The following is a 20,939-nucleotide window of genomic DNA, read 5'->3' on the forward strand; positions in this document are numbered from 1 at the left end:
TCCTTTTAAGACTTTTTTATACTTGGGTTAAATTGTTTTGATTCACATCTTCCAATGCTTTAATACGACTCTCCAAACGCTCCGTTAAAGCGTGTGTCGTATCGTCTTCAATAAACAGTGGTTTATCGATAAAAATATCTATAATAAAAGGAACTAAAAGAGCTTCGCCTTTGGGTAAAACTTTTCCGGCACCATGGATATAGATGGGAATAATAGGCACGAAAGGAGCCATTTTCGCCAAATGTCCGATGCCGGATTTAAACTTTTCCATCTGCCCTGCTTCTCCGCGACTTCCTTCAGGAAATATAATCACGCTCTGCCCCTCTTCTAAAGCTTTTCGTACCGCTTCTAGGGGATGGGAATGCGTTTTAGCCACCGTGCGACTCAAAGCTATAATGCCGATAACATGCGTTGAAAACCACTTAATCCACCGATTTTTCATAAAATAATCTGCCGCAGCAACGGGCCGTAAAGCTCTAATACGTCGCATCGGAAAAAGACTCATCAGAACAAGCGTATCGATATGGCTGTTATGATTTGCAACAATGATGCACGGTATATCAAGCGGGAGATTTTCTCTGCCTCTTACATGTACGCCAAAAATAAACAACACAAGTGGACGCACGATAAACCCAAAAAAAAGCCATTTAAACATACGCTATCCTTAATAGTACAAATAATACGTATAGTGAAAAAATAGCGGTGCGGTGTACGTTAAACTATCGATGCGATCAAGTATGCCGCCATGCCCCGGTAAAAGATTGCCCGAATCTTTGACGCCGATGTCTCGTTTCACCATCGAAATGACCACGTCACCGATAAAGCCGGCACTGCTGATAAGCATACCTGCAAAAAGTGCCTGTATCCACGTAAAAGGTGTTAAAAAAGAGAAAGCAACCCCTAAAAGGCTGAGTGTGAAAAATGCCCCTAAAAACCCTTCAACCGTTTTATTGGGACTCACTTTTGGGATGATTTTATGCTTTCCAAGCGTTTTACCCCAAAGATACTGCAAAATGTCATTCAGCTCGGTTAAAAGAACCACGTAGAGCACAAGCTCTTTTCCCCCGACATCATGACCGTTGAGTGTAGGTAAGGTCATCATATAAGCGATATGGCTTAAACCAAACACAAACATCATCAATCCCCATTGTACGCGACTTGTATGCTCCAAAAAACCTTTTGTATCGCCTATAAGCACTTGACGAAAAGGCAAAAGTAAAAAAAGATACACGGGTATCCAAATGATAAACATACCATACCACTGAATACCAGCAAACCAATACTGAATAACTATAGAAAGATACGCGTAAAAGATAATTCGCCTATCCGTTCTGCGCGTTGGAATCAGCGTGAAATACTCTTTCAATGCCAAATAGCTAATCAACGCAAAAAAGAACATCGCCACAGTCGTATGCAACATTGCTCCAACCACAAAAGCGAGCACGATAATCCACCACGATTGAACGCGATCTTTAAGCTCGGTTGAAGTACGAAAGAATACCCGAACAATGAGCGTTGCCAGTAAAAGCAACCCTAGAATAACACCGATGACTATCCCACTTTTACCGCTAAAAAGCATCGCTATAGAATCCATCATGCTAACCCTTTTTGACAACGTCTAAGCATGGTCCACGACGCTAAAATCGTAGCGATCATGAACACGCCGTTGACCCAAATGTGAGACGTCACGCCAAGTCCCAACACCAACGCCGTACTTCCTATCACAAAGGCTCTATCACTCTTGCCCATTGGGCCATCATACCGCCGCGTTTTTCCAATGACTGCTCCCAAGATACCTGCCGTTTCCGTCAAAATAGAGGCAATCACAAAAAGCGTCACCCACAAAGGTAAAACACCTTCTATCATGGCAAAAGGCAAGTAAAGTGCCGTATCGCTGAGCACATCGCCCATTTCATTAAGCATCGCACCGAGATCGCTTTTCATATCATGCTCTTTGGCTAACATCCCATCAATCGCATTCAGCGCCATCCGAACAAACAAAACTATAGGAAGCATCCATAAGGTCCACAAAGCCCCTTTCGTCAGAGCAATCAGCCCACCCCAAACAACGCTAAGACCTAAAGCGGCTAAAGTAATTTGATTGGCAGTCATACCCTTGTTTGCAAGAATTCGCACAATAGGGCGAAGCACGCTTTGAAAAGCAGGTTTTAAATCATAAATCGTTGGCATCTTCATTGTTATATTCCTACAGTTTAGTATCAAAAAGCAGATCCATATCCTTACATGTCAAAGTATTGATCTACCATTCTCTCTTTTGCGATCTTAATTTTTTACATGTCAAGGTTATAAACCATTTTATATTACGAAAATTTTAGCCTAAATTTCACACTTTTTACCTCCATAATATTTTTTTGTATCAACTGCTCGTCAAAAAATTACGCTACATGTAAAATCTTCCGATAATTCGAATAAATAGGATGATTTGCAGGGAAATAGACCATCATCGCTTTAACGTAACGATCAAAGACATTTTTTTCCTGAGCGATGCAAAGGCGTTTTAAAAGTGTTATATCGTAACTGTTCAGCATCGTTGTAAACGGTACGGGGTAGTCGCTTCCAAAGAGTAGTTTATGGTGTATGTCGCTTTGTGTGCTAAGATGGCGCAACGCTTTAGCGCGCACGGGCGTTAGCAAGGCTGAGACATCGGCGTAGAGGTTGTCGTGCGTTTTGAGCATCTCAAGCAGAGTGAAATAGTCATCGTTAAAGCGTTTAGGGTTGGACGAGAGTGCTTTAAAAATGTGGCGGGGCTCGTAAGAAAGTGCCATATGCGCGCAAATGACCTTGACACCGACCTCTAAAGGTTGACGCACCATCTCGATGCTCTCGCAGGTTTTATACGAATGCACGCTGCTCTCGCTTCCCACATGAATGATCAACGGCAAATCAAGCGCCGCAAGTTTTTCAAAATAAGGACGATACCGCGCTTCACGCGTATCCACACCCCAATAATTTTGCAAGAACTTTGCCCCTTTAAAACCTAAAGCGTGGTACTTTTCGATCAATTCCAACGCATCAGGTCGTTTAGGATTGATGGAGAAAAATGGGATAATCAGATCAGGATAGTGTGCGTACAACGTCGCCACATCTTCATTGCTTGCACAGACGGTTTTGTCTTTATGAAGAACATTGCCCTCATCATCGACCTTTGCATCGACGCCAAAAAGCACGATTTTCTCGATGTGTTCTGAGGTTTTCACCGAATTCATGAGAGCATCGGTGTAGGCTTTGTACGGCTCTTTTGTAAGTGCTTTGGCGTCGATGCCGAAGCGTTTAGCAAAAAAGCGTAAAGCAACTTTGTCGTAAAAGCGGTTGAAAGAGACTTCACTGCTGAGTAGGTGAACATGTGTGTCGATGGTTTTCATTTCTATATTCCTAATATCTTAAACATATTGGAATATTAATACCTCTTTGCTGAAAGTATTCTGAAAAATGAACCGACATATCGATGTGTTTGTATGATGAAATCTAAGATTATTGAACTCGTTTATAAACCGTTTTATACCCGCCGGCTTCTGTGGAAATGGTCTTTTGATCGATGATTTTATAGGCATTGCCTACTTTAATATCATCATCGAAAACGATCACTTTATCTGCTTGAATATCGTAACTTACCGGTGTTTTTGTACCGAAAAAAAGCATACTTTTACGATCAAACTGAATCTCTAAAATGCCCAGTTTTGTTTCGGCTCTCCACGTGCCGATTAAAGGATTGCGATGCGTTTCATCCCAATAAAATGTAACGCCCAATGCCAGAAAAAGCACGATGACAATACCCGAAAAAATCTGAAATACCGGCAAAGAAAGTTTTTTGGCGGGAACTTTCGACGCTGTTCGTGCACGAGAGGGTGTTTTTGCTTTACGAGAGACTGTTTTAGCGTTTGACATGCGAGGTTTTCGACTCTCTGGGTGCATCCGTTACCTTTTAAAAATGAGTTATCGACGCATTATAACATTCTTACATGTAAGGTTAAAAGCTTCTGCGTGTTATAATTTCTGAAAGCATTACTCTCAAAGGAAGATTTCGACTATGTTTTCAAAATTGATCAATCTTTTTAAAGTCAAAGAAGACGATACTTTAAATTTTATCAATCAAGAAGCGTTTCAAAAACCTTCAAAAAATCATCGATTTACCCAAGAAGAGGAAGACGCTTTTTTTGAGCACCTCGAAAAAGAAGATTTGGCGATTCAAGAAGAAAGCCCTTCTCCCAAAACGACACCGACGTCGCGTGAATCGACTTTAAAAAAAATGTATGCGTGTATGAAAGAACGCGATTGGAACCCGAAACACCATCCCAAAATCCTCATAGCTTTATCCGGAAGCGTTCTTTTAGCCGCTTTTATCGCATTTATGCTCCACGAAACGCCCAATCCGCTTCTTGGAAAATGGCAGCCGATCAAAAAAACCAATATTTTCGCACCGACCGGAGAAATTGAGTTTCGGAAAGACCAACTCTTGGCCAACGGTGTAACGACGCCGATCGAGTATACGATAGAATCCCAATACGTCGAAGTCGTCGACCTTAATACGAAAATGCGCATACCGTTTTACATCACCGGCGATAAGACGATCGAACTCAACCTTTTGGGCGTGAAAACGACGTATAAAAAAATCGATAAATAAAGCGGTCTTTTTTTAAAGTACCGCTTCAAAACTCAGTAATGTTTTGCCCTCTTTTTGAAGCAACAATACGCCATCTTCGATCTTATACGTTTGAGCTTTGGATAAAGCGTTTAAAAAGTCGCGTTCGTCTTGAAGTCTGGGGCACGCCATCATCGTGGAAGCCACCTTTTCAAAGCCGACGCGCTGAGAGGTTTCATCAAGCGTATACGTACCTAAAAGAATATTGCATCCGCCAAAACCCTGTAAGCGTCGATTTTCCAATTTTAAAATCAAATAGGCTTCACGTTCGCCCGTTAAGGCGATCACGGCTTTGCCTTCAACGCCGATCAGCTTCCAATGCACTTCTTGAATACGCGTCGGCAATAATTCCGTCTCGTCTTTGACGTCTATGTTTGCGGCTTCGGTTGGTTTGGTTTCTTCATACTGTGCGACAGGCGCGAGCTCGGGCGAAGAAGGCGTACAACCGCACATCATACATACGCCGATACCTAAAGCCGCAAGACGATAACATCGGTACATCAACTTCTCCTTCACATTTATTCTTTCGTTATTTCGCGAATCAGTTCATATTCGTTTTTGCGTAAAGACTCCAACAATACGCTAATTTCGTCGGGTTGAACGCCCATTTGACTGAGCGCTTCCGAACCTGTGCGAATACTGCTTTCTAAGGTCTCGGCAATCACCCAACTTGCCCCCGCCATGAGCATTTTGTCCATAGCTTTGATGTCGAGTGCTCGTGCCAAGACTTTAATATGCGGATAATTTTCTTTGATGTGCTTCACCACTTTAATCGCATTTAAACTATGATCAATCGAAACGATGAGCATAGACGCTTGGTCGAGTTTGATCGTATTGAGAAGCCTCATATCGGTAATATCGCCGAAAAAAACCGGGAATCCTTGTTTGCGCCCGTGTGCTACTTCGCTCGTGTTGACGTCAAACACCATAAATGGAATCTTACTACTCTTGAGCATTTGAGCGATTACTTTGCCCGTGCTTCCGTATCCGGCAATAACGACTTTATGCTCGATGCTCACACCGTCCGCATTCAAGTAGGAAAACGGTGAGACATTGGCCAGTTTATTGGCAAGCGAACACCCAAACGAATAGAGCACCGGCGTAAAAAGCATACTAATCGAAATCACACCGATTCCGACGACGAAAAGTTGATCGTCGATAATGCCTAAAGCCTTTGCCGCACCGAACAAAACAAAACCGAATTCACCGCTTTGATTGAGCAAAAATGCCAATTTGATCGCAGCACTTTTCGTACCGCCGAAAGCAAGCACCAACACAAAAATAACCAATGCCTTAAGTATCAAAATAACGCCGATATGTCCGCTAAACACCCACGGATCGTTCATGATGGCATTAAAATCGATCGACATTCCTACGGCAATGAAAAAAAGGCTCATGAGCATTCCTTTAAAAGGCTCAAGGCTCGATTCGATTTGAAAGCTGTAACGAGACGTGGAGAGGAACATTCCCATCAAAAAAGCACCGAGTGCCATCGAAAGCCCCGCATGATCCATGAGGTATGCCGAAAGAACGACGCTGAGCATCGTCAGGAGTAAAAAAGCGTCTTTGTTGCGCTGTTTAGCAACTTTGTCCAAGGCTTTGGGAATAATATAGCGACCGAATACGACCAACAGTATGATCATAACGACAATATTTAAGATGGTTTCGATCCACGAAGTTTCGTCAACGGAAGGCTGATGTGAAGACAACAAAGGCAAAATCGCTAAAAGCGGAACGACGGCTAAATCTTGAAGCAATAAAATAGCAAAAGCGTTTTTACCGTGTTCGGTATTGAGTTTACCCTTTTCTTGTAATATTTGCATGACAAACGCCGTTGATGAGAGTGCCAACGTAAAACCTAAAAGCATCGCTACGCGGATATCTTCGACGAAAAGCTTCATGTACCATCCAAGAACAACACCGGAAACGACGACTTGCAAAGAGCCCATACCGAAGACTTCTTTACGCATCGACCAAAGCTTTGTCGGTTGCATCTCCAATCCGATAATAAACAAAAGTAGCACAACGCCGAATTCCGTAAAGTGGCGTAACGTTTCGACTTCGCTCGTTACCGTAAACCCTCCCGTATGCGGACCGACGATAATACCGGCAAGCAACAATCCCAAAATAGAACCCAAACCGATACGCTTAGAAATCGTTACCATAATCGACGTTACCGCCAATAAAACCAATGAGGAGAGTAGGAAAAAATCCATACAGAGCCTTTAACGTTGGAGTTATAAAACTATTTCTTGCGCAATGTTCAAACCAAAACCCGCTAAGCCGACATAATCTTTATGCGGCGTAATAGAAATCAAATCAAGGCTTTCTATCCCTAATTTTTTCAATATTTGCGCACCGATACCGAATTCCCTCAACTCTTGGTTGCTCGAATATTCATTATCGACAAAAATAAAGACGCCGCCGTGTGTTTTCAAATACTCAATCGCCTTTAAAATACCGTGATATTTTTTCTCATTGGCCAACAGTTCGCTATCGGGTAAAATATGGTGAAATTTAACCGCGGCTTTTTTACCGACTTCACCGAACATGTAGACAATATGATGGTTACCTTCATGATCGATCATGTCGATTTTACGGGTTTGTGCTCCAAAAAACTCGACGTTTGCCGCAAAAATCTCTCGCACCAGAGATTCCGATTGCATACGGTAAGCTACGATATCAGAAATATAAACGATATGAATACCGTGTTCCTGACAAAAAAGATCCAAATCGTCTCGTCGTGCCATATGACCGTCTGCTTTCATCACTTCGCAGATCACCGCCGCTTCCCGAAGACCCGCTAAACGGCAAAGATCGACAGAGCCTTCCGTATGCCCCGTTCGCACCAACGTGCCGCCTTTACGCGCAATCAACGGGAAAATATGCCCGGGACGAACCAACTCTTTAGGAGAGCTCATCGTATCGGCTAAAATCTTGATCGTTACGTCACGCTCGTATGCCGAAATACCCGTCGAACACACCCGTGCATCTACCGATACCGTAAATGCCGTCTCATGCTGAGAGTCGTTGTACTTGACCATCGGCGTGAGCTCTAAACGCGTGGCGATCTCGTCGTTCAGCGCGACGCAAATAAGCCCCCTAGCTTCCGAAGCCATAAAATTGACTTTTTCCGGTGTCGAGAATGTCGCGGCATAGACTAAATCCCCTTCGTTCTCTCGATCTTCATCGTCTACCATCATTACCATTTTGCCGTGCTTAATATCTTCGATGGCTTGCTTGACTCTTTGAATAGGCATTTTCGCTCCAAAAATAATTTTAAAAAAGTATAGTCAAAAACCCTTGACAAACACATTAAAAGTGACTATAATTTCACCTCGTTTAAGGCATTGGGGTATAGCCAAGCGGTAAGGCAACTGGTTTTGGTCCAGTCATTTCAGGGGTTCGAATCCCTTTACCCCATCCACCTTATTACATCTTTCGTCGCGGGATAGAGCAGTTGGTAGCTCGTCGGGCTCATAACCCGAAGGTCGCTGGTTCAAGTCCGGCTCCCGCAACCATTCTTCCAAAACTACTCAACCAAAGTATTATCAATAAGCAAACTTTAGATTACCTCAAATTATTCTATTACATCTATCTACCATCTTTTTTTTCTCTTTGTCCGTGTACAACCGCGCTTAAAATGTTAGTAATTTGAATTTAAAATGATAGTTACACGCTCTTTTAACCGATTTTATCCCACTTTGCTATCATATTCAATTCAAATTTTAAACTACTAAATGAGTAAGCGCCGAAGCGCCTACCCTTTGATAATGACCTCTTTAGCCTGTTTTTGACTTCCTCCTCGTAAACTATATAACGTAGAGACCTCTATGATCTCGAAGCCCTTATATAGGTCTCTGACGACCTCGCAATCGTTGTATGAAAGCACAAACCGACCCTTGATCCCCCTGAGCATCTCTGCCAATGCAATATGCTGATCGATATTGAATCCGGAAGGTGTTTTATAGTGGCTTTCCGTACCTACATAAGGTGGATCAAGGTAGAAGAGCGTGTCGGGATGATCATAGGTCGTAATAAGCTTTTTAAAGTCCATATTTTCGACACAAACACCTTGCAGTCTCTTTGACCAGACGCGAAAGTCCCTATCTAAATTTTTTACTCTTGGTTTTGAACCTCTTGGCATTGCGAAGTCTGTGCCTTTTGAACCGAAGCTTTGTGCTATTAAATAATAGTAAAACGCGGCGCGCTCTATGTCGTTTCGTGGATGCAGCGCTTTAGTTTTAATGCGAGTGAACATCTCCCTTGAGACAAACATGCGGTTTAGATAGAGGTGGAGTGATTGAGGTCGCTTTTGTATTTGTAGGTGTAGATTGACTAGATCGGAGTTGATGTCGTTAACGACTTCTATTTTACTTCGAGGCTTTCTATAGAAGACATTAAGATCTCCTCCAAAGACCTCAACATAACGTTGATGTTCCGGGAACTCTTTAATGATCTTATCGGCAAGCTTTGACTTACCTCCAACCCACGCGAACGGGGCAACTCTTGGGACGTTGTGATACTCTTTGAGTCTCTCCATGCAAAAACCTTTCATTTTGTAATATTTTGAGGGTATCCCCTAAAAATATTTTAGAATTTGATTGCAAGGAGTTTGGGACGACTTGTTAGGCAGAGGGAACTCTGCCTATTCATTGGCATTTTTTGACTTTTGCCCTTACTTTTTCATTATCTTCTTTCATAATGAGGTAGTTCCCATAGCTCCATTCATTTTGCTCAAGCTCTTCCCCTTTTTGAAAGGTTTTAGGCTTAATGACAGGCATAGGGTCTAACTCAATAACGCACCTTTGAGGCACGTTAACGAACTGGTCAATTTGTGGTGTCTGAGGCTGATCGACACCGCATCCGCTACCAAGTACGGCTATTAAGAAAAGCACGAGCATTATCGCAACTTGACGCATTTTGGTCTCCTTTCCAGTTCTTGACCTCGTCTTTGAAGTCGTTGTATTTTTTGCTGATCTTTAAGAGCTCATCGTTGACCGCTTTAAGATTTTTCTCTGTGTCCGCTTTATTTGCGGCAATCGTTGCATTTTGTACCCCGATCTCTGCTTGCTTGAGACTAACTTTTTCCTGAAGCTCTTTGATCTTAGACTCTTTTTTGGTCAGCTCACCACCTTGTTCCTTGATGACCTTTTCATTATCGCTTATTGTAGAGCGCAACGACACCTCTTCTTCCAATATGAAAAGGCTCATGGCGATCAGCGCTCCAGCTAAAAGAATGCTAACTCCTTTCCAAAGGCTACCAGTACCTAAACTGAGAATTGTCTTGAACATCTCCATACTGTCTCCCTAGTGTGTAAATATTTTGCGAGTATTCATAATTTATCTCGCAATTATTGCGGGTCTGAATCTTCCCGCTTTTTAACGTAAAGTGCGAGTCTCCCCTAGTGCATTGCGCTTTCGCTTTTGCCCAGTTCTCCGCACCGGCTTTTCTGATCTCTTTAAGTACCCAGTCGCCGCCGTTGTAACGCTGATACGTGACCCAAAGCGGTCGCCCCTGCTCATGCAGGTAACGCATGATCGCCGCTTGCGCTCTAAGGCTTCCTTGCACGCTTGCGATCTCGGTAATGCCTTCCTTATCTAAGACATTTTTCCACCAACGATACGTGATCTGCGCGACTCCTTGAGAGCCTACTCCGTCGTTTGAAATACTTGCTCTACACCCGCTTTCTTGCTCCAGCTGTGCGATAGCGTATTGGTAAGGGAAGCTTGTACCGAACTCTTTAAAATGCGCGACACGTACCTTTTGTGTTAAAAGAGCGCAGCGCTCCAGCGCAAAAAGATTAACCGCCAATAGAGTAACTATAAACAATAACCGCATATAGCACGATCCTCCCTACATTCTTAGGTGAAAAGCTGGATGTACAACACCACTCAACTTTGCCCAGTAATAGTCTGCCGGCAATGTACGCATGAATAAGACCGAAATTAATTAGTACCATCTTGGCGATGATAAGCTGAACAAAATGTTGATCATCCCCAAAAACATGCAACACGATTACCGCAAGACAAAGACAAGCCAATACCGCTTCAAACCATAACTTTTTCATTTTCTCTCCTTTTTTACATGTAAGAAATTAAATACGCGGCGGATCAGATAGTTACGACCGATAGATGAAACCGTAAAGATCATGACGATCCAAAATGAACTCTCCATGCTTTTTGGCATACCAAATAACGGAAAAACAAAATACGCCAATGCAAGGCTTATGAAAAACCCGCTGAACGTGTTAAATAAGCTCTCATAAAACGAAGCTCTTTTACTCTGCATCTACTCTCCTAATTTTCAAATTCAACACTGATCGTGTAACCGTTATCCCCCCAAGTGTGACGCACCTGTTGCACATCAAACTCTTTGCCCCATTTCGCGTTAGGGAGGTTTAAGATCGTAAGCTTTCCCCCAGCTACGATGTTCAGACCCTCGTAGTCAAACCCTCCGCGCACTGTGCCTTTGTTTTTTAAGTTCAGCTCCGCTTTTAGTTTTACCCTCGCTTCCGCCTCACTTTGAAAATTTCCGCGCACGTTAAGAGCTGGTGTCCCGCTTCCTATCGATACAGACATCACTTTGTTTTCTTTCGTACTTTGCCATGACGCGCTGGCTGAGTTGTAGAGTGTTTTGTCAAGCATCTCAAGGTAAAGGTTATCCGTAAGGTCGGCATTGATCGTAAACTTAGGCAGTTCACTCTCTTTATCGCCCCCTTTTTTTGGGCAAAAGAGGATCGTGTCGTTTTTAATCGAAAAGGTCGCCCCGATCTCTCGTGCGATGCGTTGCATAAAGGCAAGGTCACTTTCATCATTTTGACTCTCATGGAGAAACATAAGATCGTAAAAGCTATTTTTGACACTTAGGTCATTCCGCTTTGCGATCTTTTTTAAGATGTCATCTAGCGAGGCATTTTCGTAGCTCATGGTTCGCTTTTCTTTGATTTGCGTACTAAAATTAACCGGTGTTCCCGTGATGCTAACGACTTTAGTTTGATAATCTAAACGAGACTTCAAAACACTAAAAGAGCCGATGTACCAAAGATGCCCCTCAAAACCGAGCCATACTTTTAAGATGTCTTTGTACTCAGGCGGTGCGAAATTCTCTCCATGAAATCGAATTTTAAAGCTGTCGGCTGAGTTGTCTTTCGCATCGGTGTACTCTATACCGAGGATATACTTCTTCAATGAAGCAGTCACATCTTTACCATTTGCCAAAAGCTTAAAACTTGGCTTTTTAATAGCTACCATAGGCTTATCCCATCGCTTTCGCTCGCTACGGTTGCCGTATACTCAGGGAGATAGACTTTGTCTCCAGCATCTAAAAGTGCCTTTGACATAAGGTGAGCATTGGCAAGCATCACTTCATTAAGAGGTTCAAGCGTTCCATAATAGGTATAGACGATCGTATCTAAGCGATCATTTTGAGTTGCGATGACGTGTTTCATTCGCGTACTCTTTTCATTTCAACACTAAACACGACTTTGACTGATCTTCCATCCGGAAGAAAGAGGCTTCGATCTTCTTTTACTTTTGTGATCTTAAAGTCGCCCAAAACCTCACCGTAACCGTAGATAAACGGCACGGCTTGTTTTTGATCCGCGATAGCAAAAAGACGCGCTAAAGGGTTCAACCCTCCTTTAAGGGTAATGATAGACCCTGAGAGGGTAAGCTCTTCGATGTCCTTGCCTACACTCTGCTCACCGGTGTAGTAGTTTACCTTTGGAATTTCAGCGAAACTGTACTCTTTCGTATGGCTTAGCGCATCAAAAGGCTTTTTTTCTAAAGAGAAAATAAAATCACCGATCATCGCCATAATATTAGTCATTGAAACTCCTATCGGCTTGATCGCGCTGTATCTCTCTTAAAGCTTTACGTACTTGCTCATCGATCTGTGCTTGTGTGCGGCTTGCTTCCTCGGGAGAGCTGAAGTTTGGATTTTGAATCGTAACGCTAACGCTATTTGAAGTCGAACCCTGTGCTGGGATGTTTCCAGCCCTAGCCATAATGGGTATAGTTTGCTGACTAGGTGAAGTCGCCTGTTGTACATTGGATTCCGCACCAAAAAACGATTTGACACCATTAACCGAATCTAAAACCCATTGAAATTTACCACCAACCCAATTAAAAAAAGAGTCAAAAAGCCCTGTAATTGTTGTAATTGGATTTGTAAACAGATCAGTAATAAACGAAGCAAAAGTATTAAACCCCTCTATAGCCCCAGTTATTTGGCTTCCGATCCAACTAAAAAGAGAACTAAAAATATTTACGACAGATTGAGCGATTGAACTGAAAATATCGGCTACATTAAACGATTGAAACGCCCATGTGAAAGCCTTGCTAATCCAATTAAAAAGCGGTTCAAACTGCGCGTAAATTGCTGTAGCCGCACCCCCTAATAGATCAGCGAGCCACGTTCCAAAAGAGACAAACCACCCTTTTAAAGTATCCCAATTTGCGATGATCAGTGTAGCCGCTCCGGCAATAAGCGCAGCACCGGCGATGATCCACCCAAATGTAACCATAGACGTAACGCCAAGCACACCTAAAACAGTCGTAAACATAGACACCGCGATAGCTGCTGTACCGAGTCCTCCTGAGAGTGCTACAAAACCGACAAGCGCACCACCTAAGAACTTTGTAACATTTGGGTATTCTTGTGTTAAGTCTGCTAAAGCAGCTGTCGCATCCCCAAGAAAGTTCGTAACAGACTTAAGCTCAGGAGCGATCCCCTCACCTAAGAATGCGAGGAGGTTTGAAAATGTACCGGTTAAAGCTTCCCATGTGTTTCGAAGCGACTTCGTGGTATTTCCAACACGCATATTTAGATCAGCTTGCTCTTTGAGCTTTTTATTAAACTCTGAGATACCTCCCGTTCCTTTTTGAATAAGAACGTTCGCCATCGATGCCGCTTCGCCTTTACCAAAAAGCGACTCTATAACATTAAGACGTGCCGCGTCGCTTTCAATTTCTTTGAGCTGTTCAAGCTCTTTGATCATGTTTTCAACGCCTAAGAACTTTCCAGTTGTGTCATTGAATGTAAGTTCAATCCCTTGTTTTTTAAGCTCTTTAGAACCCTTAAAATTTACCGCTGATTCGATCATATTGCCAAGGTTTGTACCAACGGTTTCGCCACTAAAACCTGACTTAATGAGTAAGCCAATGAGAGGTTCAACATCTCGCGCGGCTTGGAGTCCCATCATTCCCAACCCTTTCATGGTAGCACCGACTTTTGAAAAGGCAAATTTCATCTCTCCAACTTCAACGCCCATGTGCGCAAGGCGTTGAATATCGTCAATGAACACGAGCAGATCACTGTCTGCGATACCTAAAGCCTCCCTAAATTTTGCAGTAGAGACGGCGGCTTCTTCGTAAGGAATTTTAAGTACAACACCAAGGTACGCGGCAGACTTTAAAGCCCCACCGATAATGCTTTGCTCCTCGACTCCAAGCGATTTTAGCTTTGATGCCATAGCGTAAAAATCTGCTGTCGTACCCGGTAGAGCATTACCAAGCTTTGTCGCTTCCTCATTGATCCCTTTAAAAAAAGGACTCACGCTTCCATCGCTCTTCATGAGAGTATTTTGTAGTTGTATTTGCGCGTCTTCGAGGTCAGCATAAGACTTGATAACCTCCCCAACGGCTCCTTGAGTCGCCAGTTGTGCGCCTTTAAGCCCTGTACCGATAGCCGCACTTGCTGTGCCGAAGTTTTTTAAGTCTTTTGTGGAGTTTCGGATCGCAGAACCAAGAGAGGAAAAAGCAGGGCTAAACATATCTTTTGCTGTAAGTGCTATACCTAAAGCGAACATCTTGCTCATCTTATCCTCCTTTTCCTTGATGTGCGAGCCTATCGATCTCGTCTATAAACAGTAAAAGGGTATCGATCTCCATCTCCAGCATATCTGCATAGGAGAAATGGAGCCAATGACCCACCAATGCCATGAGCCTTATGAGCTCTTTTTCTCCGGGGACAAAAAACGTTTAAGCTCGTTTTGTAGTAGCGCGTAATCATCGAGGTATAGCTCCGAAATATCCTCTACGGTTTGCATCGTAAGGTTCGCGATCAAAGCGACTTCTTGCTCCCCAACGTTGCTAATTTTTGCAACGGCTAACGTATCTTTAACCTTTGGTCTTCGCATTTTGACGACCGTCCCGTCGCTTAGAGTGATTTCAACGTCTTGCATTTTTTATCCTTATAAAATATGATTTCTAAGATCAGCGAAGAGGTCTTCGCCATCGATCTCGCAGATCAGGTTATCAACATCGATGTCGATAACTTTAACCCCGCCTAGCTCTAGCGAATAGGCACTCGTTGCGATTTCTAACGCTTGCTCTACGTTCTTACCTCTCTCAGGCAGAGGGTTTTGAAACTTTTTGACCTTGCCGGTGATCGTCGCAAGTAAGGAGAGCGTCTCATCCCCTTGGATTAAAGAGCCTTTAACGTAAAAAACAGGGCTCGTGCCAAACTGTTTACTTGCCGCCGTATAGGCGTATGTGTTGTATTCGGAGAGCGTGATCTTCGTAGTCATCGCTTTAAGAAGAGGGATCACCTCTTCTTTAGCTATCGCACCCGCACTTTCTTCCGTCAAAAATTCGATGTCGGGTAGCTCTACTTTGTTCGAGATACCGACATTGCCGATCCCCTCAACGAGGATGTTAAACTCTCGTAAAAACTGTTTTGCTCTTGGTGCTTGTGGCATGTTTACTCCTTATCCATTGATGATGTTTAGCAGCACATCGCTGTAGTCATCCACGTATGTAAGCTCGATATTGAGCTCCCTGATGGTTGGCATATCTTGGAACTCGACCGTTAGATAAAATTGACCATTGCTCACCGTAGCTTTAGTGTTTTTTGTTGTGTCGAAATAGGCTTTAAAACCTAATGCAACACCTGCCCCTTTAAGCCCTCGCATAAACTCTTCGATTGCTTTTTTGACATAAAGAAGCTCATCCGCCTTACGATCTCTCGCATAACGGCTCGCTTCGATCATGGCTCTAAGCATTCTGTAGAAAGTACGCACACGGTTAAGTGGTTGCCAGATAGTATCAATGTCGGTGGTCTCAAACCCGTAGGTTCTCCAACCAACATCACGCACGATCGTATTGATACCTTTATTGCGGAGGCGACGTGCTTCGCTATCTTCACCCTCCGCATAGTCGATAATGCGGTTCGTGGCACTAACACTTTGAACGATGCGGTTACTCGCTGATTCTGTCCATCCATAGGTACTAGATGCATCCATATAAGCGATAAGTCCCGCCCAAGCCGCAGAGCTTGGCATAGCAAAGCCATCCAACGTCACTTCAGTAGGATGAACAAGTAGCGCAAAGCGAGTTCCATAATTAGCAGCGACTGCTAGCGCGGCACTTTCGTTTTCTCCTTCCACATCTATGATAGCCGTTGCCCAAAGTTTCTGCGCTACTGCACCCATCGCCAAACCAACAGTTACTTCAGCAGAAAATGCAGGGGCTACAATGAGATTAGGACGATAGCCTGTTACGGCTTCAGCAGTTTTAAGTGCATTGACTCCAGCAATAATGATCTCTTCTGTCGGGTCTTCGCTATCGATCGCGTTGATGATAAGTGGGCATGAGACCCCTTGAGCGTCAATGGCTTTTAGCGCATCTAAAAGTGTGCCCTCCACCGTTTGCCCACTCGCTGGAGCAAATGCACTCATGGCAAGCGTGACATTGCCAAAAAATTGTAAGCCAAGCGTACCTATATTTGTCGTTCCAACAACCGCGATCGGCGTGGTTGACTCTACGGTCACGGCACGCGATGCTTTAACGCTAATGGTTCCGTTAATTCCAAATAGTAATCCCATTTTTTCTCCTTTTTCTATGTTTAATGCTTCGTGCAGGGCACTGGTCTTTTTTAACTACCGCTTGGGTACTCTGGCATTGTTGGTAATTCAACAACGACCGTAGAGGCTAGCAGTGTTCTTAATGTTACGGTATACTCTCGCCATTCAACAGGGAACTCAATGCCAGCTTTCCAACAACGAAGTGCAACCAAGTCCGTTTTATCGATCGCAGTTTGAATCGCTGTTTTAAATGTTGCGAGGGCTTCTGCAACAATTTCGCTTTGTGCCCTAAAATCGTAAAGTTCCGTCGTGCCATTTGCCTTTACTTTATTATGCGCGTTGTTTATTGCCTCTTGCCAAACGGCGTCTTCGATTTCTATGTTAGGCGTAGGTATTACCGATTCCCTCTCGACAATCCTAGCCGTAACTTTTGCATAGGTTTCTTCGCCCAGCACCTCTAAAAGCATTGTGTCGGTGTATCCAGTTTCAATAAGTTTTTTAACTGCTTCCTCCGAAAGCGTAAGTGCTTCTACTCTTTCTTTTATCTCTTCGATACTAGGTGCGCGCGTAAGCTCACCGTGTATTTCTTTATCGTAGTATCCTAGAATTCTTTTTGTTTCTTTATCGTAGTGTGCATATTTCATTTTTTTTGCTCCTAATATCCAATCGCAAACCAGTTATAGCTATAGCCTGCAACGTTAAAAGAATGGAATCTAAAACTTCCCAAATCTGTAATATTTAATAATGTAACCATTGCTTGTACATAGGCGTCTACGTTCGAGCAAGGCATTACAAAAGCCCTAGCAACCCCTGTAAAGGCAATAGGATAAGTAACGGTTACTTGTGCATTCTGTGCGGGTGCAATATTCCCCCACTGTAAAATTACCCCATTCGAGAATTTAATGTAACCATTGCCACCCCCAGATACATTGCTAACACCATTTCCTGCACTATTTGCGTAATTAACGCTAAAATTAGCAGGATTATAAACGTACATGTTTGAAGCGTCGTTTCCTCCCCAAAGCCACGAAGGTTGCCCGCCTTGCCCGATCCAGTTCCAATTCATCCCGATAAGTTTGTTCGCGTTCGACGCCGTCGTTGCCGTTGCGGCGTTTCCGCTTAACGCCCCTGAGAAAACAGGAGCCGTAACGGTTCCGGTAAACGTCGGCGAAGCGGTCGGTGCCGCGCCGAGTGTTGCTCGTGCCGCCGCCGCATCGGTGTCGTCGAGAAGGGTGCGCATAAACGCCGTTAAATCCGTTGTCGCAAAAGTGTCCGAGGCGGTTGCATAAATGAGCTTATTCGCCGCAGTTGAGACTTGCGCTAGCGCGGAGAGCGTTGCATCGGAGTCTTGTTTGTTTGCCAATGCGGTAGATAGGCCGTTGATGCTATTGATCGTAATTTGCCCATCCGCAAGCGTAACGTTAATCGTAATGTCAGCACTTCCATCAAAATTTGCGTTGCCGGTTACGGCTCCGCTTAGGCTGATCTTTCGAGCCGTCGCGAGTTTGAGTGCTTTTGCAACACTCTGCGTACCGTCAATCACTTTCGTTAAGAGGTTTTTTAAAAAGTTAGTACGATTTGCGAGTTGTTTCGCCTGTACATTGCTGATGCCGTCCGCTCCGCCGATGACGGGGTCGGTTGTTTCGATCTGATAAACTCCCTCAGCATACTCCGTCGTTTCGGTTAAAGTAGCCATTATGATACGCTCCCGTAATTGTAATTTCCGTCGTAGTAGATCGTGCCGCTATGTGTTGCGGCTACACGCGTGTAGTCGATGCGCAATAAAGACGATCGTGCCGGTGCGACGCTTTTCGTCAAACGTTTAAGTTGCGCGGCTTGCGCATTGATCATCGGTCGGCTGGCGATAACGACATATTCCGCCCAGTGTGTTGCATTGCCGTGCTGATACACTCCGTTATGTGTCGCTGTTGCGTCGAAGCGGATTTGGTAATCCCCCTCGACGATTAGCGCACCTGCATCGATAACATTAACGGCTTGCTTAACCGCCCATAACGTTCCGCGTCGTCGCTTGATTGTTGGGAATGCGGCAATGAGTGCTCTGTGTTCATCCTCGGAGATGTTTTGCCACCAGTATTCAACGCCGTAGTATTGCCCCAGTGCAAACAAAAAACTCGCTTTACATGTGGCGGGATCATGCAAACGCCCGCTCCAAAGCTCGCTCATAACTCGTTCGATCGATGCGGCACCTGTACTCTCAAGCTTTTTTTCTCTTTCGGTATAGTGCGATGGGATTAGATTAGCCAACGCTCACCTCCACTGTTCCCAAGATAGCGACTTCATCTTCGCCAACGCCGACGGTTGTCGCCGGAGCACTTAAACTTACGTCTTCAATGCCGTCTACTGATAGTGCGGCAATGATCATGCCGATCGTGACACTTTTACCGATTTCTACGACATCTAGGCGCTCTTTTAAACGCGCTTTAGCCGTGTCTAATGTTGTTGTTGCGTCAACCTCGTCGCTTACACTTAAAATAGCCGTAACGTTGTAAGGCACCCTGCCTGCCGCTTTAATGTTTACTTTGTCGGTTAAAGGGCGATGCACTGCGGCACTCGTCGCTTCTGCTACGCGAGAAAGCATCGCTTCATCAACGCCGCTTAGGCTATGCACGATGACTTCAACCTCTCCCGGATCATTACTGTAGACGTTGACGTCGCTAATGCGCGCATCGGCTTGTAGTGCCCAATATTCGTAACTTTTTACACTCCCAGCGGTTGTTTGTTGCTCGTTTGCAAGGGCAATAAGTGCACGGAGAGCATCATCGCTCATCGGGTTACTTCCTCCGCTATACACGGATGTCTGCGTAACGCTCGTTAGATACGCCCTAGGCACCATCGTCGAGATCACTTTCGTGTCTGATGTCGCTGTGTAAAGCTGTAATTCGGCGATGCCTGTTGCCTCGGTTGAGCCTGCTAAAAACGTTACATCTGCAAGGAGTAAAGAGGTACTACCGTCTTCATTTAAAAGCTCAAGTCCTGCACTTAGCACATAGTCTGTGCTCAAAGTCGCACCTAACGTAAAAGTTACCGGAGCGGCTGGCTTAGCCCCTGCATCACGTTCGATAAAAAATTCTGAAGCATGAAAGTCAAGGTATGCGCCCGTCGCGGTCTGCCAAAAACTCTGCGCGACGAGATCATTTGTCATCGTCCGAAGTTGCAATTCTCGGTAAGCGAAAGTCTCTAAAACAGGCATAACTTCGTCGCTCTCGTTAGGCTCATACTCAGTATCGTAGGCTTGATAAATAGCAACAAGTTCCGATCTGATCTGATCAAGTGTCAGCTCTTTACACATAGGAGGTATCTTCGCCATTACGCCGCTCCTTCTATGGTCTCGCCATCATCAAGCGTGATCAAAAATGAAAACTTGCCAGATTTTGCATCAAAGGACTTGATCTTCGCACTGCTCACACTGACGTCTTCCCATCTTTCGATCGCCTCTTTGCAATACTTCGTAAAAAGCAAGCGTGTTTCAGGTGTAAGCGCACGATCGCGTAGTTTGTAAAGCTCACTTCCATACGTCGGCATGCCGACACGCTCGCCGAGCTTTGTAGTTAAAATGCGGATGATGCGCGCAGCCAAAGTCATGGTCGAACTCCTGATTGTGCATTGCCCGAAGCGACTCCTGTATGTACGTGCGTACTTAAAGAGCCTTTTTCATCAGTAATCGTTCCGGTTACATTTAGGTCTCCGGTGATATTTACCGCGGTTGCACTAAGGTTGATATGATGCTCCGTCGTAATCGAAAGATCATGCGTTTGCGTGTCATAAACGATGCGCGTACCGTCGCTAAACTCAACAATTGCCGTGTGATCGTTCGCACCCTCAGGCTCTTTGCACCCTTTATTAAAAATGCTGCCAAGAGCAATGCCTCCATTAGCTTCCGCAAAAGGAAGCACGACGATCACTTGCTCATTGAGCTGCGGAGGAATCCACACTTTCATAAATTTGTTTGAGATGCTTTGGTAGGGTATCCATGCGCTTACTCGGTCAAAGAGCTGAACACGTACAAGCGCACGGTGAGAGAGATCAACCCCGACTACGGTGCCAACCTCGACGAAGTTACCTTTCATGAGTGCACACTCTCTTTGCGTTTCTTCTGCGCGATGAGATGCTTTGTGATCACTTCCGGGGAAGCAGTATCGAGGAGAACACCGTGGATGAACGTAATTGTGTCTTGTTGCCCTTGCGCAATTTGTTGGAGTGTTGCGATCTGCTTGTTTTGGTTAAACAGTAGTTTAATCGTAGGTAATGCGATAAACACTAACATAAACTGTGCAACCGGTAAATAAGCGCTAATGGTCTCCAACATAAAACTCTCCTCAAAATCTCGATGAGCGAATCATGCCGCAGAGTCGTTCCGCCTTTCTATTCAACTCCTTTTTTCAAAATAGCTCTTTAAATAGAGTAGTGGATAAGGCGTATAGGTATCGTGTAGGATTGTGGCAGAAATTCAC

At 44.3% G+C, this 20,939-nt stretch carries 30 protein-coding genes and 2 tRNA genes; 3 read left to right on the top strand and 29 right to left on the bottom strand.

Going from position 1 to position 20,939, the window contains the following annotated elements:
• Positions 1-16 precede the first annotated feature (16 nt).
• The 5 genes from UCH003_RS06590 to UCH003_RS06610 form a co-directional block, all read right to left on the bottom strand.
• Complete coding sequence (locus UCH003_RS06590) at positions 17-655, bottom strand: lysophospholipid acyltransferase family protein (RefSeq protein WP_041961804.1); 639 nt, start codon at positions 653-655, stop codon at positions 17-19.
• A 9-nt stretch (positions 656-664) separates the two neighbouring features.
• The gene (locus UCH003_RS06595; RefSeq protein ID WP_144440985.1) at positions 665-1,597 is read right to left on the bottom strand and encodes a phosphatidate cytidylyltransferase; all 933 of its coding nucleotides are present in this window, start codon (positions 1,595-1,597) and stop codon (positions 665-667) included.
• Positions 1,594-2,190, bottom strand: coding sequence for a CDP-alcohol phosphatidyltransferase family protein (locus tag UCH003_RS06600; RefSeq protein ID WP_060826954.1), 597 nt, complete (start codon positions 2,188-2,190; stop codon positions 1,594-1,596). The genes UCH003_RS06595 and UCH003_RS06600 overlap by 4 nt, the downstream gene beginning before the upstream one ends.
• Positions 2,191-2,396: 206 nt before the next feature.
• Entirely contained in the window at positions 2,397-3,383 is a 987-nt protein-coding gene (locus UCH003_RS06605; RefSeq protein ID WP_060825895.1) for an amidohydrolase family protein, read from the bottom strand.
• Between the two features lie 109 nt (positions 3,384-3,492).
• A complete protein-coding gene (locus UCH003_RS06610) occupies positions 3,493-3,933 on the bottom strand; it encodes a hypothetical protein (protein ID WP_144440986.1) in 441 nt (146 codons plus the stop codon).
• A 115-nt stretch (positions 3,934-4,048) separates the two neighbouring features.
• On the opposite strand from UCH003_RS06610, the gene UCH003_RS06615 reads away from it, so the two are divergent.
• On the top strand, positions 4,049-4,642 hold the full coding sequence (locus UCH003_RS06615; RefSeq protein WP_039674507.1) for a hypothetical protein: 594 nt from the start codon (positions 4,049-4,051) through the stop codon (positions 4,640-4,642).
• 12 nt (positions 4,643-4,654) lie between these two features.
• Here UCH003_RS06615 and UCH003_RS06620 read toward each other — a convergent pair whose 3' ends face one another.
• The 3 genes from UCH003_RS06620 to UCH003_RS06630 are packed head-to-tail and all read right to left on the bottom strand — an operon-like array spanning position 4,655 to position 7,920.
• A complete protein-coding gene (locus UCH003_RS06620; protein ID WP_060825897.1) occupies positions 4,655-5,161 on the bottom strand; it encodes an META domain-containing protein in 507 nt (168 codons plus the stop codon).
• Between the two features lie 17 nt (positions 5,162-5,178).
• Complete coding sequence (locus tag UCH003_RS06625; RefSeq protein WP_039674505.1) at positions 5,179-6,876, bottom strand: monovalent cation:proton antiporter-2 (CPA2) family protein; 1,698 nt, start codon at positions 6,874-6,876, stop codon at positions 5,179-5,181.
• Positions 6,877-6,897: 21 nt separating this feature from the next.
• Entirely contained in the window at positions 6,898-7,920 is a 1,023-nt protein-coding gene (locus UCH003_RS06630; protein WP_041961808.1) for a bifunctional 3,4-dihydroxy-2-butanone 4-phosphate synthase/GTP cyclohydrolase II, read from the bottom strand.
• Positions 7,921-8,011: 91 nt separating this feature from the next.
• Between UCH003_RS06630 and UCH003_RS06635 the strand changes: the two genes are divergently transcribed.
• Positions 8,012-8,087, top strand: a tRNA-Gln gene (locus UCH003_RS06635).
• A gap of 18 nt (positions 8,088-8,105) precedes the next feature.
• Positions 8,106-8,181, top strand: a tRNA-Met gene (locus UCH003_RS06640).
• Between the two features lie 239 nt (positions 8,182-8,420).
• Here the strand turns inward: UCH003_RS06640 and UCH003_RS06645 are convergent.
• From UCH003_RS06645 to UCH003_RS06740, 21 genes are all read right to left on the bottom strand, one after another.
• Complete coding sequence (locus tag UCH003_RS06645; protein WP_231964763.1) at positions 8,421-9,203, bottom strand: DNA adenine methylase; 783 nt, start codon at positions 9,201-9,203, stop codon at positions 8,421-8,423.
• A 109-nt stretch (positions 9,204-9,312) separates the two neighbouring features.
• Positions 9,313-9,582 carry a hypothetical protein gene (locus UCH003_RS06650; RefSeq protein WP_144440987.1) on the bottom strand — a complete coding sequence of 90 codons (270 nt, stop codon included), beginning with the start codon at positions 9,580-9,582 and terminating at the stop codon, positions 9,313-9,315.
• Complete coding sequence (locus tag UCH003_RS06655) at positions 9,530-9,961, bottom strand: hypothetical protein (protein ID WP_060825900.1); 432 nt, start codon at positions 9,959-9,961, stop codon at positions 9,530-9,532. Before UCH003_RS06655 ends, UCH003_RS06650 begins: the two co-directional genes overlap by 53 nt.
• Positions 9,921-10,475 carry a hypothetical protein gene (locus tag UCH003_RS06660; protein ID WP_144440988.1) on the bottom strand — a complete coding sequence of 185 codons (555 nt, stop codon included), beginning with the start codon at positions 10,473-10,475 and terminating at the stop codon, positions 9,921-9,923. Before UCH003_RS06660 ends, UCH003_RS06655 begins: the two co-directional genes overlap by 41 nt.
• Positions 10,465-10,731, bottom strand: a complete 267-nt coding sequence (locus tag UCH003_RS06665) for a hypothetical protein (protein ID WP_060825902.1) — start codon at positions 10,729-10,731, stop codon at positions 10,465-10,467. The genes UCH003_RS06660 and UCH003_RS06665 overlap by 11 nt, the downstream gene beginning before the upstream one ends.
• On the bottom strand, positions 10,728-10,952 hold the full coding sequence (locus UCH003_RS06670; RefSeq protein ID WP_060825903.1) for a DUF7220 family protein: 225 nt from the start codon (positions 10,950-10,952) through the stop codon (positions 10,728-10,730). Before UCH003_RS06670 ends, UCH003_RS06665 begins: the two co-directional genes overlap by 4 nt.
• Positions 10,953-10,960: 8 nt before the next feature.
• Positions 10,961-11,851, bottom strand: coding sequence for a phage late control D family protein (locus UCH003_RS06675; protein WP_158509035.1), 891 nt, complete (start codon positions 11,849-11,851; stop codon positions 10,961-10,963).
• A gap of 56 nt (positions 11,852-11,907) precedes the next feature.
• Complete coding sequence (locus tag UCH003_RS06680; RefSeq protein ID WP_060825905.1) at positions 11,908-12,111, bottom strand: tail protein X; 204 nt, start codon at positions 12,109-12,111, stop codon at positions 11,908-11,910.
• Positions 12,108-12,491 carry a phage tail protein gene (locus tag UCH003_RS06685; RefSeq protein ID WP_060825906.1) on the bottom strand — a complete coding sequence of 128 codons (384 nt, stop codon included), beginning with the start codon at positions 12,489-12,491 and terminating at the stop codon, positions 12,108-12,110. Before UCH003_RS06685 ends, UCH003_RS06680 begins: the two co-directional genes overlap by 4 nt.
• Positions 12,484-14,481 (bottom strand): phage tail tape measure protein, encoded by a 1,998-nt coding sequence (locus UCH003_RS06690; protein ID WP_060825907.1) that lies wholly within the window; start codon positions 14,479-14,481, stop codon positions 12,484-12,486. The genes UCH003_RS06685 and UCH003_RS06690 overlap by 8 nt, the downstream gene beginning before the upstream one ends.
• A gap of 1 nt (position 14,482) precedes the next feature.
• Positions 14,483-14,605 carry a hypothetical protein gene (locus UCH003_RS13920; RefSeq protein ID WP_280936547.1) on the bottom strand — a complete coding sequence of 41 codons (123 nt, stop codon included), beginning with the start codon at positions 14,603-14,605 and terminating at the stop codon, positions 14,483-14,485.
• A gap of 5 nt (positions 14,606-14,610) precedes the next feature.
• The gene (locus UCH003_RS06695) at positions 14,611-14,847 is read right to left on the bottom strand and encodes a phage tail assembly protein (protein WP_060825908.1); all 237 of its coding nucleotides are present in this window, start codon (positions 14,845-14,847) and stop codon (positions 14,611-14,613) included.
• A 9-nt stretch (positions 14,848-14,856) separates the two neighbouring features.
• A complete protein-coding gene (locus UCH003_RS06700) occupies positions 14,857-15,363 on the bottom strand; it encodes a phage major tail tube protein (RefSeq protein ID WP_060825909.1) in 507 nt (168 codons plus the stop codon).
• A gap of 9 nt (positions 15,364-15,372) precedes the next feature.
• Positions 15,373-16,488: a phage tail sheath family protein gene (locus UCH003_RS06705; protein WP_060825910.1), complete on the bottom strand. Its 1,116-nt coding sequence runs from the start codon at positions 16,486-16,488 to the stop codon at positions 15,373-15,375.
• Positions 16,489-16,538: 50 nt separating this feature from the next.
• A complete protein-coding gene (locus tag UCH003_RS06710; RefSeq protein WP_060825911.1) occupies positions 16,539-17,111 on the bottom strand; it encodes a hypothetical protein in 573 nt (190 codons plus the stop codon).
• 11 nt (positions 17,112-17,122) lie between these two features.
• Complete coding sequence (locus UCH003_RS06715; RefSeq protein ID WP_060825912.1) at positions 17,123-18,163, bottom strand: gp53-like domain-containing protein; 1,041 nt, start codon at positions 18,161-18,163, stop codon at positions 17,123-17,125.
• A complete protein-coding gene (locus UCH003_RS06720; protein ID WP_060825913.1) occupies positions 18,163-18,732 on the bottom strand; it encodes a phage tail protein in 570 nt (189 codons plus the stop codon). Before UCH003_RS06720 ends, UCH003_RS06715 begins: the two co-directional genes overlap by 1 nt.
• Positions 18,725-19,795, bottom strand: coding sequence for a baseplate J/gp47 family protein (locus tag UCH003_RS06725; protein ID WP_060825914.1), 1,071 nt, complete (start codon positions 19,793-19,795; stop codon positions 18,725-18,727). The genes UCH003_RS06720 and UCH003_RS06725 overlap by 8 nt, the downstream gene beginning before the upstream one ends.
• The gene (locus UCH003_RS06730; RefSeq protein WP_060825915.1) at positions 19,795-20,070 is read right to left on the bottom strand and encodes a GPW/gp25 family protein; all 276 of its coding nucleotides are present in this window, start codon (positions 20,068-20,070) and stop codon (positions 19,795-19,797) included. Before UCH003_RS06730 ends, UCH003_RS06725 begins: the two co-directional genes overlap by 1 nt.
• Positions 20,067-20,555, bottom strand: coding sequence for a phage baseplate assembly protein V (locus tag UCH003_RS06735; protein WP_060825916.1), 489 nt, complete (start codon positions 20,553-20,555; stop codon positions 20,067-20,069). The genes UCH003_RS06730 and UCH003_RS06735 overlap by 4 nt, the downstream gene beginning before the upstream one ends.
• Positions 20,552-20,794: a hypothetical protein gene (locus UCH003_RS06740; protein WP_060825917.1), complete on the bottom strand. Its 243-nt coding sequence runs from the start codon at positions 20,792-20,794 to the stop codon at positions 20,552-20,554. Before UCH003_RS06740 ends, UCH003_RS06735 begins: the two co-directional genes overlap by 4 nt.
• Between the last annotated feature and the right edge of the window lie 145 nt (positions 20,795-20,939).

It is taken from the genome of Sulfurospirillum cavolei (genome assembly GCF_001548055.1).
Classification (GTDB): domain Bacteria; phylum Campylobacterota; class Campylobacteria; order Campylobacterales; family Sulfurospirillaceae; genus Sulfurospirillum.

Excerpts from the sequence above, each read along its gene's own strand:
- UCH003_RS06590 (WP_041961804.1), bottom strand. The coding sequence starts at position 655 with ATGTTTAAATGGCTTTTTTTTGGGTTTATCGTGCGTCCACTTGTGTTG.
- UCH003_RS06595 (WP_144440985.1), bottom strand. The coding sequence starts at position 1,597 with ATGATGGATTCTATAGCGATGCTTTTTAGCGGTAAAAGTGGGATAGTC.
- UCH003_RS06600 (WP_060826954.1), bottom strand. The coding sequence starts at position 2,190 with ATGCCAACGATTTATGATTTAAAACCTGCTTTTCAAAGCGTGCTTCGC.
- UCH003_RS06605 (WP_060825895.1), bottom strand. The coding sequence starts at position 3,383 with ATGAAAACCATCGACACACATGTTCACCTACTCAGCAGTGAAGTCTCT.
- UCH003_RS06610 (WP_144440986.1), bottom strand. The coding sequence starts at position 3,933 with ATGCACCCAGAGAGTCGAAAACCTCGCATGTCAAACGCTAAAACAGTC.
- UCH003_RS06615 (WP_039674507.1), top strand. The coding sequence starts at position 4,049 with ATGTTTTCAAAATTGATCAATCTTTTTAAAGTCAAAGAAGACGATACT.
- UCH003_RS06620 (WP_060825897.1), bottom strand. The coding sequence starts at position 5,161 with ATGTACCGATGTTATCGTCTTGCGGCTTTAGGTATCGGCGTATGTATG.
- UCH003_RS06625 (WP_039674505.1), bottom strand. The coding sequence starts at position 6,876 with ATGGATTTTTTCCTACTCTCCTCATTGGTTTTATTGGCGGTAACGTCG.
- UCH003_RS06630 (WP_041961808.1), bottom strand. The coding sequence starts at position 7,920 with ATGCCTATTCAAAGAGTCAAGCAAGCCATCGAAGATATTAAGCACGGC.
- UCH003_RS06645 (WP_231964763.1), bottom strand. The coding sequence starts at position 9,203 with ATGGAGAGACTCAAAGAGTATCACAACGTCCCAAGAGTTGCCCCGTTC.
- UCH003_RS06650 (WP_144440987.1), bottom strand. The coding sequence starts at position 9,582 with ATGCGTCAAGTTGCGATAATGCTCGTGCTTTTCTTAATAGCCGTACTT.
- UCH003_RS06655 (WP_060825900.1), bottom strand. The coding sequence starts at position 9,961 with ATGGAGATGTTCAAGACAATTCTCAGTTTAGGTACTGGTAGCCTTTGG.
- UCH003_RS06665 (WP_060825902.1), bottom strand. The coding sequence starts at position 10,731 with ATGAAAAAGTTATGGTTTGAAGCGGTATTGGCTTGTCTTTGTCTTGCG.
- UCH003_RS06670 (WP_060825903.1), bottom strand. The coding sequence starts at position 10,952 with ATGCAGAGTAAAAGAGCTTCGTTTTATGAGAGCTTATTTAACACGTTC.
- UCH003_RS06680 (WP_060825905.1), bottom strand. The coding sequence starts at position 12,111 with ATGAAACACGTCATCGCAACTCAAAATGATCGCTTAGATACGATCGTC.
- UCH003_RS06685 (WP_060825906.1), bottom strand. The coding sequence starts at position 12,491 with ATGACTAATATTATGGCGATGATCGGTGATTTTATTTTCTCTTTAGAA.
- UCH003_RS06690 (WP_060825907.1), bottom strand. The coding sequence starts at position 14,481 with ATGAGCAAGATGTTCGCTTTAGGTATAGCACTTACAGCAAAAGATATG.
- UCH003_RS13920 (WP_280936547.1), bottom strand. The coding sequence starts at position 14,605 with ATGGCATTGGTGGGTCATTGGCTCCATTTCTCCTATGCAGATATGCTG.
- UCH003_RS06695 (WP_060825908.1), bottom strand. The coding sequence starts at position 14,847 with ATGCAAGACGTTGAAATCACTCTAAGCGACGGGACGGTCGTCAAAATG.
- UCH003_RS06700 (WP_060825909.1), bottom strand. The coding sequence starts at position 15,363 with ATGCCACAAGCACCAAGAGCAAAACAGTTTTTACGAGAGTTTAACATC.
- UCH003_RS06705 (WP_060825910.1), bottom strand. The coding sequence starts at position 16,488 with ATGGGATTACTATTTGGAATTAACGGAACCATTAGCGTTAAAGCATCG.
- UCH003_RS06710 (WP_060825911.1), bottom strand. The coding sequence starts at position 17,111 with ATGAAATATGCACACTACGATAAAGAAACAAAAAGAATTCTAGGATAC.
- UCH003_RS06715 (WP_060825912.1), bottom strand. The coding sequence starts at position 18,163 with ATGGCTACTTTAACCGAAACGACGGAGTATGCTGAGGGAGTTTATCAG.
- UCH003_RS06725 (WP_060825914.1), bottom strand. The coding sequence starts at position 19,795 with ATGGCGAAGATACCTCCTATGTGTAAAGAGCTGACACTTGATCAGATC.
- UCH003_RS06730 (WP_060825915.1), bottom strand. The coding sequence starts at position 20,070 with ATGACTTTGGCTGCGCGCATCATCCGCATTTTAACTACAAAGCTCGGC.
- UCH003_RS06735 (WP_060825916.1), bottom strand. The coding sequence starts at position 20,555 with ATGAAAGGTAACTTCGTCGAGGTTGGCACCGTAGTCGGGGTTGATCTC.
- UCH003_RS06740 (WP_060825917.1), bottom strand. The coding sequence starts at position 20,794 with ATGTTGGAGACCATTAGCGCTTATTTACCGGTTGCACAGTTTATGTTA.